The sequence below is a fragment of the Mycobacterium sp. E2238 genome, assembly GCF_001672665.1.
Classification (GTDB): Bacteria; Actinomycetota; Actinomycetes; order Mycobacteriales; family Mycobacteriaceae; genus Mycobacterium.
In genome coordinates this window covers 1-10,387 of record NZ_LZKF01000231.1, presented here as the reverse complement: position 1 = coordinate 10,387, position 10,387 = coordinate 1, and the positions used below count along the sequence as shown (strand labels likewise).

11 protein-coding genes are annotated in these 10,387 nt (G+C 69.2%); 7 read left to right on the top strand and 4 right to left on the bottom strand.

What is annotated here, in order from left to right; translation table 11 throughout:
• Positions 1-762: 4-hydroxy-tetrahydrodipicolinate synthase (gene dapA, locus A5711_RS21240; protein WP_067950005.1), on the top strand; the 762-nt coding region annotated here is incomplete at its 5' end.
• A gap of 19 nt (positions 763-781) precedes the next feature.
• Positions 782-2,458 carry a ribonuclease J gene (locus tag A5711_RS21235; protein ID WP_067950001.1) on the top strand — a complete coding sequence of 559 codons (1,677 nt, stop codon included), beginning with the start codon at positions 782-784 and terminating at the stop codon, positions 2,456-2,458.
• A 63-nt stretch (positions 2,459-2,521) separates the two neighbouring features.
• On the opposite strand, the gene A5711_RS21230 is transcribed toward A5711_RS21235, so the two are convergent.
• The 3 genes from A5711_RS21230 to A5711_RS21220 are packed head-to-tail and all read right to left on the bottom strand — an operon-like array spanning position 2,522 to position 4,533.
• Positions 2,522-3,394 carry an SAM-dependent methyltransferase gene (locus A5711_RS21230; protein WP_067949999.1) on the bottom strand — a complete coding sequence of 291 codons (873 nt, stop codon included), beginning with the start codon at positions 3,392-3,394 and terminating at the stop codon, positions 2,522-2,524.
• Between the two features lie 6 nt (positions 3,395-3,400).
• Positions 3,401-4,222 carry a mycofactocin-coupled SDR family oxidoreductase gene (locus A5711_RS21225; protein ID WP_066950641.1) on the bottom strand — a complete coding sequence of 274 codons (822 nt, stop codon included), beginning with the start codon at positions 4,220-4,222 and terminating at the stop codon, positions 3,401-3,403.
• Positions 4,219-4,533, bottom strand: a complete 315-nt coding sequence (locus tag A5711_RS21220) for a putative quinol monooxygenase (protein WP_067949997.1) — start codon at positions 4,531-4,533, stop codon at positions 4,219-4,221. Before A5711_RS21220 ends, A5711_RS21225 begins: the two co-directional genes overlap by 4 nt.
• A gap of 175 nt (positions 4,534-4,708) precedes the next feature.
• On the opposite strand from A5711_RS21220, the gene A5711_RS21215 reads away from it, so the two are divergent.
• On the top strand, positions 4,709-7,195 hold the full coding sequence (locus A5711_RS21215; protein WP_156745020.1) for a DNA translocase FtsK: 2,487 nt from the start codon (positions 4,709-4,711) through the stop codon (positions 7,193-7,195).
• Between the two features lie 20 nt (positions 7,196-7,215).
• Here the strand turns inward: A5711_RS21215 and A5711_RS21210 are convergent, their stop codons facing one another.
• Entirely contained in the window at positions 7,216-7,743 is a 528-nt protein-coding gene (locus A5711_RS21210) for an amino-acid N-acetyltransferase (protein WP_067949995.1), read from the bottom strand.
• Between the two features lie 38 nt (positions 7,744-7,781).
• On the opposite strand from A5711_RS21210, the gene pgsA reads away from it, so the two are divergent.
• The 4 genes from pgsA to A5711_RS21190 form a co-directional block, all read left to right on the top strand.
• Positions 7,782-8,381, top strand: a complete 600-nt coding sequence (gene pgsA / locus A5711_RS21205; protein ID WP_197501022.1) for a CDP-diacylglycerol--glycerol-3-phosphate 3-phosphatidyltransferase — start codon at positions 7,782-7,784, stop codon at positions 8,379-8,381.
• Positions 8,382-8,496: 115 nt separating this feature from the next.
• The gene (clgR, locus tag A5711_RS21200; RefSeq protein ID WP_067949991.1) at positions 8,497-8,835 is read left to right on the top strand and encodes a transcriptional regulator ClgR; all 339 of its coding nucleotides are present in this window, start codon (positions 8,497-8,499) and stop codon (positions 8,833-8,835) included.
• 128 nt (positions 8,836-8,963) lie between these two features.
• On the top strand, positions 8,964-9,788 hold the full coding sequence (pspA, locus tag A5711_RS21195; protein WP_067949989.1) for a phage shock protein PspA: 825 nt from the start codon (positions 8,964-8,966) through the stop codon (positions 9,786-9,788).
• 10 nt (positions 9,789-9,798) lie between these two features.
• Positions 9,799-10,387 (top strand): hypothetical protein (locus tag A5711_RS21190; protein ID WP_067949987.1); only part of this gene is annotated, 589 nt, incomplete at its 3' end.

Here is a 10,387-nt window from a genome sequence, read left to right as displayed (position 1 = left end):
GGCCTCGTGGTCTCCGGCACCACCGGTGAGTCGCCGACCACCACCGACGACGAGAAGCGGGAATTGCTGCGCGTCGTGCTGGAAGCGGTGGGCGACCGCGCCCGGGTCGTCGCCGGCGCGGGCACCTACGACACCGCTCACAGCGTCCGGCTGGCCAAGGCCTGCGCGGCCGAGGGCGCCCACGGATTGCTGGTGGTCACCCCCTATTACTCCAAGCCGCCGCAGAGCGGGCTCATCGCGCACTTCACCGCCGTCGCCGACGCCACCGAACTGCCGGTGCTGCTCTACGACATCCCGCCGCGCTCGGTGATCCCGATCGAGACCGAGACCATCCGCGCGCTGGCCGCCCATCCGAACATCGTGGGAATCAAGGACGCCAAAGCCGACCTGCACAGCGGCGGCCAGATCATCGCCGAGACCGGGCTGGCCTACTATTCCGGCGACGACGCGCTGAACCTGCCGTGGCTGGCCATGGGTGCCACCGGCTTCATCAGCGTGATCTCTCATGTGGCCGCCGGTCAGCTCCGAGAGATGTTGTCCGCCTTCGCTTCCGGTGACATCGCCACCGCACGGAAGATCAACGTCTCCGTCGCCCCGCTGTGCAACGCGATGGGCCGGCTGGGCGGCGTCACGATGTCCAAGGCGGGTCTGCGCTTGCAGGGCATCGAAGTTGGCGATCCCCGCCTGCCGCAGATGCCGGCGACGCCCGAGCAAATCGATGCGCTGGCCGCCGATATGCGCGCGGCGTCGGTGCTCCGGTGAGTCAAAGGGTGACCCGTAAGTGGATGTAGACCTCGCCCCTCCTGGTCCCTTGGCCACCGGTGGGTTGCGGGTCACCGCGCTGGGCGGCATCAGCGAAATCGGCCGGAACATGACGGTTTTCGAGCATCTCGGCCGGTTGCTGATCATCGACTGCGGGGTGATGTTCCCCACGCATGACGAGCCCGGCGTGGACCTGATCCTCCCGGATCTGCGCCACATCGAGGACCGGCTGGACGACATCGAGGCGCTGGTGCTCACCCACGCGCACGAGGACCACATCGGCGGCATCCCGTTCCTGCTCAAGCTGCGCCCGGACATCCCGGTCGTCGGGTCGAAATTCACCCTGGCGCTGGTCGCCGCGAAATGCCGCGAGCACCGGCTCAAGCCGGTGTTCATCGAGGTCAGCGAACGCCAGCGGAGCACCCACGGCGTCTTCGAGTGCGAATACTTCGCCGTCAACCACTCCATCCCGGATGCGCTGGCGATCGCCGTGCACACCGGCGCGGGAACCGTCCTGCACACCGGCGACATCAAACTCGACCAACTTCCCCTCGACGGCCGGCCCACCGATCTGCCCGGCATGTCCCGCCTCGGCGACGCCGGGGTGGACCTGTTCTTGTGCGACTCGACCAACTCCGAGATCCCCGGCGTGGGGCCGTCGGAAAGCGAAGTGGGACCGACGCTGCACCGCCTGATCCGGGGCGCCGAGGGCCGGGTGATCGTGGCGTGCTTCGCCTCCAACGTCGACCGGGTGCAGCAGATCATCGATGCGGCGGTCGCGTTGGGCCGGCGGGTGTCGTTCGTCGGGCGGTCCATGGTGCGCAACATGGGCATCGCCCGGGAGCTGGGGTTCCTGCGGGTCGCCGATTCCGACGTGATCGACATCGGCGCCGCCGAGATGATGCCGCCCGAGCGGGTGGTGCTGATCACCACCGGCACCCAGGGCGAGCCCATGTCGGCGCTGTCGCGGATGTCCCGCGGCGAGCATCGCAGCATCACGCTCACCGCGGGCGACCTGATCGTGCTGGCGTCGTCGCTGATCCCCGGAAACGAGGAGGCGGTCTACGGCGTGATCGACGCCCTCGCCAAGATCGGGGCGCGCGTCGTCACCAACGCCCAAGCGCGCGTGCACGTTTCGGGCCACGCCTACGCCGGCGAGCTGCTCTTCCTCTACAACGGTGTGCGGCCGCGCAACGTCATGCCGGTGCACGGCACCTGGCGGATGCTGCGCGCCAACGCCAAGCTGGCGGCGAGCACCGGGGTGCCGGAGGAGTCGATCCTGTTGGCCGAGAACGGCGTCAGCGTCGACCTGGTCGCCGGCACGGCGTCGATCGCCGGGGCGGTGCCGGTGGGCAAGATGTTCGTCGACGGGCTCATCAGCGGCGACGTCGGCGATATCACGCTGGGGGAACGGCTCATCCTGTCGTCGGGCTTCGTCGCGGTGACCGTCGTCGTCCAGCGCGGCACCGGGCGTCCCGTGGCCGCGCCGCACCTGCATTCGCGCGGCTTCTCCGAAGACCCCAAGGCGCTGGAGCCCGCCGGGCGCCGGGTCGAGGCGGAGCTGGAACTGCTTGCCGCCGACAACATCACCGATCCAGGCCGCATCGCCCAGGCCGTGCGCCGCACCGTCGGCAAGTGGGTGGGCGAGACGTACCGCCGGCAACCGATGATCGTGCCGACGGTCATCGAGGTCTAGTGGCGATCGCGAGCGCGGCGGAGCCGGGCGAAGCGGGGCGCCACCATCGAGGTCTGACCCGCCCTACAGCTTTTCCGCGTATGCCGACCATTCCAGCTGCGAGGCCTTGAGCTTGCGCCCGGTGGGCTGCACGTAACGCTCGAGGAGTTCGTCGGGCCCGGCCTGCTCGAGCAGCCGCCAACCGTATTCCCCGATGAACTCGCCGACCTCCTCGGGCTGTAAACCGAAGTGCCACAACTGCCTCCGCTGGCGGACGCTGCGATAGAGCCTACGCGTACCGTACCGATTGGTACCGTCGATGAAATCCCGCCGGACGTAGGTGAATACCAAACGGCTGCCGGGTGCGGCCGCGCGCAGGCCCTCCAGCGTCCGGCGAACGGTGGCTTCGGTCAGGTATTGGGTGACACCCTCGCAGATGAAGAAGGCCCGGTAATCGGTGCGATAACCGTGCTCGGCCAGGGCGGTCAGCAAGTCGTCGCGCTCTAAGTCCAACGCGACCTGCCGCACCGACATCGGCGGCCCGCCGAGCACCCGCCGGACGGTCTTCACCTTCCTGGCGACGTTGACCGGCAGGTCGACCTCGAACACGGGGATGCGGATCTGCCGGGTCAGCAGGTAGGCGCGGGTGTCCAATCCGGCGCCGAGGATGACGACCGCGTCGACGCCCTCGAGCGCCTCGGCCAGCTTGTCGCCGATGAAACGCTTGCGGCAGGCCATGTTCGCCCACAGACCGCGCCCGGTCCACTCCGATGCGCGGATCATCACGCGGCGCACCGGCGCCACCCGGGTCGCCGCGACGAGCCAGCGCAGCGGCGCCGGCAGAAACAGTTCCGCGAGGTCGTCGTCCACCAGGCGGCGACCCGGCGCCTCGTTCTGTTCGACGGCGGCCAACACCATCGGGCCGAAAGCGGTCTGCGCGGCGGGATTTCGTGCCATGCGCCGCTACTTGTTCAGGAAGCCCGCGTCGACCGGCAAAGTGACGCCGGTGATGTAGCGGGCCTGGTCGCTCACCAACCACGCCACCGCGTTGGCGACATCCTCGACATCCAGCACCTCCACCGGCATGGCATTGCCCATGGCGCCGGGCGTGTCGGTTGCGGCCGCCATCTTGGCCAGCCATTCCCGGGTGAACTCGTTGTTGATCATCGGGGTCTCGACGCCGGACGGATGGATCGAGTTGACCCGGATATACTGTGTGGCAAGCAGATTCGCGTACACCCGCATCAGCCCCACCACGCCGTGCTTGGCGGCGGCATAGCCTACGGAACCGGCGTCGGGGCTGCCGACGCCGGCCAGTCCGGCGCTCGAGCTGATCAGCACGATCGAGCCCCCGGTACCCTGCTTGACCATGGTCGGGATGGACACCTTGATGGTGTTGTAGACGCCGGTCAGGTTGACGTCGATGACGTCGCGCCAGCCGTCGTCGCCCGACTGCATCGGTGCGATACCGGCGTTGGCCACGACGATGTCGAGCCGGCCGAACTCGTCCAGGCCCGCCTGCAGGGCCGCCGACAGCGACGCCCGGTCGCGGACGTCGCCGCGAGCGGCCACGATCCGGGCGCCGGTGTCCTCGACCAGCTTGACCGTTTGCGCCAGGTCGTCCTCGGTGGCCAGGGGATAGGGCACGCTGGCGATCTGGTCGCACAGGTCGACCGCGATGATGCTCGCGCCGTCGGCGGCGAGCCGCACCGCGTGTGCGCGTCCCTGGCCGCGCGCCGCGCCGGTGATGAAGGCGATCTTGCCTTCGAGGGGCCGCGTCATCAGGACCGGAGCTGACCCTTGTCCGGGTCGCCCGCGGGCACCGGCTGGAGCATCTTGATGTCCGGCGCCCCCGCGAGGTGCTCGCCTGCCGCGCCGAACATCTTGCCGATGGCCGGGGCGGTGCTGTGCGTCTTGAGCGCCTCCTCGTCGGCCCACTGCTCGACGAAGACGAAGGTCTCGCCCGATTGGTGCAGGGAGTACAACTGGCAGCCGGGTTCGTTGTGCACTTCCTCCACAGCCTGCGTGAGGATGTTGCGGACCGTGTCGACCGATTCCGGTTTGACGGTCATGGTGGCAACGACGACGACGGGCATGCTCGGGCCTCCTGGGTTACGGGGTGGGTGACGCGCATGACTTGTGTTATTCAGGTCACCGGTTGTCACCCTACTCACGCGCCGCCGCGGCCGGCCCGTCAGATGGCTCACAAGCCGAACCGTTACCAGTGTGGCGGGTGGTGCAGATGATGGCGGTGCGACTACCCTTGCCGACATGGCTAACAAGACCGCCGCCCGCTCCAAAGCCAGAACGAGCAGGTCAAAGGCCCCTTCGCGAAGTGGGTCGGGTCGCGCGCGGCCGGCGGCGCCCCGCAAGCGGCCGAGCAGGCCCGCCAAGCGGCGTAACCATTCACTCCTGGTGGCCGCCGGACTCACCGGCGGCCGCGCCCTGCGCGCCACCTGGCTGATGGCGGCCCGCAGCACCGGCGGCGCGGCGCGGTCGATCGGCCGCGCCCGTGACATCGACCCGGGGCACCGCCGCGACGGGATCGCGCTGATGCTGCTCGGCCTTTCCGTTGTGGTCGCCGCGAGCTCGTGGTTCAACGCCGCCCGGCCGGTCGGCGCGTGGGTTGACACGCTGTTGCGCACCTTCATCGGGGCGGGCGTCCTGGCGCTCCCGGTCGTCACCGCCGCGGTGGCGGTGGCGCTGATGCGAACCCAGCCCAATCCCGACGCGCGACCCAGGCTGATCCTGGGCGCCACCCTGATCGCGCTTTCCGCGCTCGGCCTGCGGCACCTGTGGTCGGGCTCGCCGGAAGACCCGGAAGCGCGGCGCCGCGCGGCGGGGTTCATCGGCTTCGCCATCGGCGGCCCGCTGTCGGACGGGCTGACAGCCTGGATCGCCGCGCCGTTGTTGTTCATCGGCTTCATGTTCGGCCTGCTCTTGCTGACCGGGACCACCATCCGGGAGGTGCCCGACGCCGTCCGCGCCATGTTCGGCGCGCGGCTGCTCGGCGACGACGAGTACGACTACGACGACTACGACGACGCGGATTCCCCTGCGGCCGAAGACTTTTCCGACGACTACTACGACGACGGTTCGCTCGATCCCGAAGGCGGGCCGCCGCCGTGGGCGACGGCGGAGCCGGCCCCCGCCTTGCGCGACAACGAGGACGACATTCCCACCACGCCGGAGCCGGCCATCGGGAAGGGCCGCCGCCGCGACAAGAAGAAGACCGAGGTGCTGGACCGCGTCGTCGAGGGTCCCTACACCCTGCCGTCGATGAGCCTGCTGGTGGCGGGCGACCCGCCGAAGAAGCGCAGCGCCGCCAACAACGTCATGGCCGAGGCCATCGGCGAGGTGCTCACCCAGTTCAAGGTCGACGCCGCCGTCACCGGCTGCACCCGCGGGCCGACCGTCACCCGCTACGAGGTCGAGCTCGGGCCGGGCGTGAAGGTGGAGAAGATCACCGCGCTGCAGAAGAACATCGCCTACGCGGTGGCCACCGAGAGCGTGCGCATGCTGGCCCCGATCCCCGGCAAATCCGCCGTGGGCATCGAGGTGCCCAACACCGACCGGGAAATGGTGCGCCTGGCCGACGTGCTGACCGCGCCGTCGACCCGCCGCGACCACCACCCGCTGGTGATCGGCCTCGGCAAGGACATCGAAGGCGACTTCATCTCGGCCAACCTGGCCAAGATGCCGCACCTGCTGGTCGCGGGCTCCACCGGATCGGGCAAGTCCAGCTTCGTCAACTCCATGCTGGTGTCGCTGCTGACCCGGGCCACCCCCGAAGAGGTCAGGATGATCCTGATCGACCCCAAGATGGTGGAGCTCACCCCGTACGAGGGCATTCCGCACCTGATCACCCCGATCATCACCCAGCCCAAGAAGGCCGCCGCCGCGCTGGCCTGGCTGGTCGAGGAGATGGAGCAGCGCTACCAGGACATGCAGGCATCGCGGGTGCGCCACATCGACGACTTCAACGAGAAGGTGCGGTCGGGGGCCATCACCGCGCCGCTGGGCAGCCAACGCGAATACCGGCCCTACCCGTACATCGTGGCGATCGTCGACGAGCTGGCCGACCTGATGATGACGGCCCCGCGCGACGTCGAGGACGCGATCGTGCGGATCACCCAGAAAGCCCGGGCCGCCGGCATTCATCTGGTGCTAGCCACCCAGCGCCCGTCCGTCGACGTGGTCACCGGGCTGATCAAGACCAACGTGCCGTCGCGGCTGGCGTTCGCCACGTCGTCGCTCACCGACAGCCGGGTGATCCTGGACCAGGCCGGCGCGGAGAAGCTGATCGGCATGGGCGACGGCCTGTTCCTGCCGATGGGCGCGAGCAAGCCGCTGCGCCTGCAGGGCGCCTACATCACCGACGAGGAGATCCACGCCGTCGTCAACGCGTGCAAGGACCAGGCCGAGCCCGAATACACCGAGGGCGTCACCACGGCCAAGCCGACGGGCGAACGCACCGACGTCGACCCCGACATCGGCGACGACATGGACGTGTTCCTGCAGGCGGTCGAGCTGGTGGTGTCCAGCCAGTTCGGCTCCACCTCGATGCTGCAGCGCAAGCTGCGCGTCGGCTTCGCCAAGGCCGGCCGGTTGATGGACCTGATGGAGACCCGCGGCATCGTCGGGCCCAGCGAGGGATCCAAGGCGCGTGAGGTGCTGGTCAAGCCCGACGAGCTGGCCGGAACGCTGGCGTTGATCCGGGGCGGCAGCGACGCCGACGGCGGCGACCCCGACGACTAGCGCGGGGCGCCACTTTCGGGCTAGAGCACCAGCAGCATCCGGGAGTTGCCCAGGATGTTGGGCTTGACGTAGCTCAGGTCCAGGAACTCGGCGACACCGATGTCGTAGGACCGGCACATTTCCTCGAACACCTCGGCGGTGACCGGCGTGCCCTCGATCTCGGTGAACCCGTGCTTGCCGAAGAACTCGGTCTCGAACGTCAGCACGAACAGCCGCTTGAGCTGCAGCTCGCGCGCGACCTCCAGTAACCGGTCGACGATCGCGTGGCCGATGCCGTGGCCGGTCATCGCCGGGTCGACCGCGACCGTGCGGATCTCGCCCAGGTCGGACCACATCACGTGCAGCGCGCCGCAACCGACCACCTCGTCGTTGCATTCGGCCACCCAGAACTCCTGGACGGCCTCGTACAGCGTCACCAGGTTCTTCTCCAGCAGGATCTTGCCGGCGTAGGTGTCGACCAGGCGCTTGATGGCGGGGACATCGGACGTTCGCGCGCGTCGCACCAGGCAGTCCTGTGAGCTTTCGGTCACGGCTAACAGTATCGGCATCGGGGACGGGCATGCTGACCAACGGTTATTCTGTTGCCGTGTCGGGGCAGCCGCAAACGGGTCCGGTGATGGGACCCCCAGGCCGCGTCCACATCGCAAACCTGGCCAACACGCTGACGCTGCTCCGGCTGGTGCTGGTCCCGGTTTTCCTGCTCGCGCTGTTCGCCAAGGACGGGCACGAGGTCGCCTTCCGGGTGGTGGCGTTCGTCATCTTCACGGTCGCGGTCATCACCGATCGGCTGGACGGCCTGCTGGCCCGCAATTATGGAATGGCAACGGAATTCGGCGCGTTCGTCGATCCGATCGCGGACAAGACGCTGATCGGGTCGGCGCTGATCGGGCTGTCGATGCTCGGCGACCTGCCGTGGTGGGTCACGGTGGTGATCCTGGCGCGCGAGTTCGGGGTCACCGTGCTGCGGCTGGCGGTCATCCGCCGCGGGGTCATCCCGGCCAGCTGGGGCGGCAAGGTCAAGACCGTGGTCCAGGCGGTGGCGATCGGCTTGTTCATCCTGCCGCTGGCCGGGCCGTTCCGGGTGACGGCGGCGGTGGTGATGGGTGCGGCGATCGTGCTGACGATCGTCACCGGCATCGACTACGTGGTGTCGACCGTTCGGGAAGTGCGCCGGACAACGGACTGATTTTCCGGTCGCCGAACGGGAACCAAGGCCCCGTCACCCGCGTTTCATAATGAGCATCTGCCGGACGCGGTCGATTCCGTGCCGAGCGGGGCCGACTTGACGAAGGAGGGCGGGAATGCCGTCATTAGTGCGCGAGGTCATCGGCGACGTGCTGCGCGAGGCCCGGGTGACGCAGGGCCGGACGCTGCGCGAGGTGTCCGATTCGGCGCGGGTGAGCCTTGGATACCTGTCCGAGGTGGAGCGCGGGCGCAAGGAGCCCTCCAGCGAGCTGCTCAACGCGATCTGCGAGGCGTTACAGGTCCCGCTGTCGTCGGTGCTCACCGACGCCGGCGAGCGGATGGCCGGCCAGGAACGGGCGGCCCGTAGTGCGCCCGTCGACGGGGCGCGCGGTCCCAGCATCGATGCCGGCACGAAGGTCGTCATCCCGCCGGTGGCTTCCCTGGCGATCGCCTGAGCGGTCCCCCGGCGCGGCGTTCCAGCGCCAGGGGTAGGGCGATCGGCCCCGACGCATTAAATTGAGCGACAAGCGACGGCCCATCCAGGGACCATCCGGCCAACAAGAAGCGAAGGTGGAGCTCACTCATGGCCAATCCGTTCGTCAAAGCGTGGAAGTACCTGATGGCGCTGTTCAACGCGAAGATCGACGAGCACGCCGACCCCAAGGTGCAGATCCAGCAGGCCATCGAGGAAGCGCAACGCACGCATCAAGCGCTGACGCAGCAGGCGGCGCAGGTGATCGGGAACCAGCGCCAACTGGAGATGCGGCTGAACCGGCAACTCGCCGACATCGAGAAGTTGCAGGTCAACGTGCGTCAGGCCCTGACGCTGGCCGACCAGGCCACCGCCGCCGGTGACGCCGCCAAGGCCGCCGAGTACAACAACGCCGCCGAGGCGTTCGCGGCCCAGCTGGTGACCGCCGAGCAGAGCGTCGAGGACCTCAAGACACTGCACGATCAGGCGCTGAGCGCGGCCTCCCAGGCCAAGAAGGCGGTCGAGCAGAACGCGATGGTGCTCCAGCAGAAGATCGCCGAGCGCACCAAGCTGCTCAGCCAGCTCGAGCAGGCCAAGATGCAGGAGCAGGTGAGCGCCTCGCTGCGGTCGATGAGCGAGATCGCCGCCCCGGGCAACGTGCCCAGCCTGGACGAGGTGCGCGACAAGATCGAACGCCGCTACGCCAACGCGATCGGCTCCGCCGAGCTCGCGCAGGGATCGGTGCAGGGCCGCATGCTCGAGGTCGAGCAGGCCGGGGTGCAGATGGCCGGTCACTCCCGGCTGGAGCAGATCCGCGCGTCGATGCGCGGCGAAGCGCTGCCGACCGGTGGGACACCCGCCGCCGGGGCCACTCCGGAGGCCCGGCCCGCGTCCGCCGAGACTGGCGCGGTCACCGAGAAGCCCTTTGGCCAGTAACTCGGGTGTCGTGGCGGTGAGCGAGGCGCGACGCGGGCTCTGGCGCACGCTGCTCGGGCGCGGGCTGGCCACCGCCGCCGACCTGTCCGATCTGGTGGCCCAGAAGCTCAGCGCCGCCGCGGATCCGCGTGCGCGGCTGCTGCGGCGGCAACGTCGCGCGCTGCGGTGGGGCCTGATCTTCGCCGCCGGCTGCGTGTTCTGGGCGGCGGTGACGATGCTGCTGGCGGCGTGGGGATGGTTCGCGCTGCTGCTGGAGATCACCGGCGCGGTCGCGGTCATCATGGCCGTCCCGGCGACGCTGTTGTTGTTCCGCTACCGGTGGCTGCGCTCCGAGCCGCTGCCCACCCCCCGCCCGGCGAACGCGCGTCGGCTGCCGCCGCCCGGGTCCGCGGCGCGGCCCGCCATGTACGCGCTGGGCGCCTCCGAACGCGGATTCCTCTCGCTGCTGAACGTCATCGAGCGCGGCTCGATGTTGCCGACCGCCGAGATCCGTGACCTGACCGCGGCCGCCAACAAGACCTCCGCGGCCATGGCGGCCACCGCCGCGGAGGTGGTGTCGATGGAGCGGGCGGCGCAGTCCAGCGAATCATCGCGGGCGT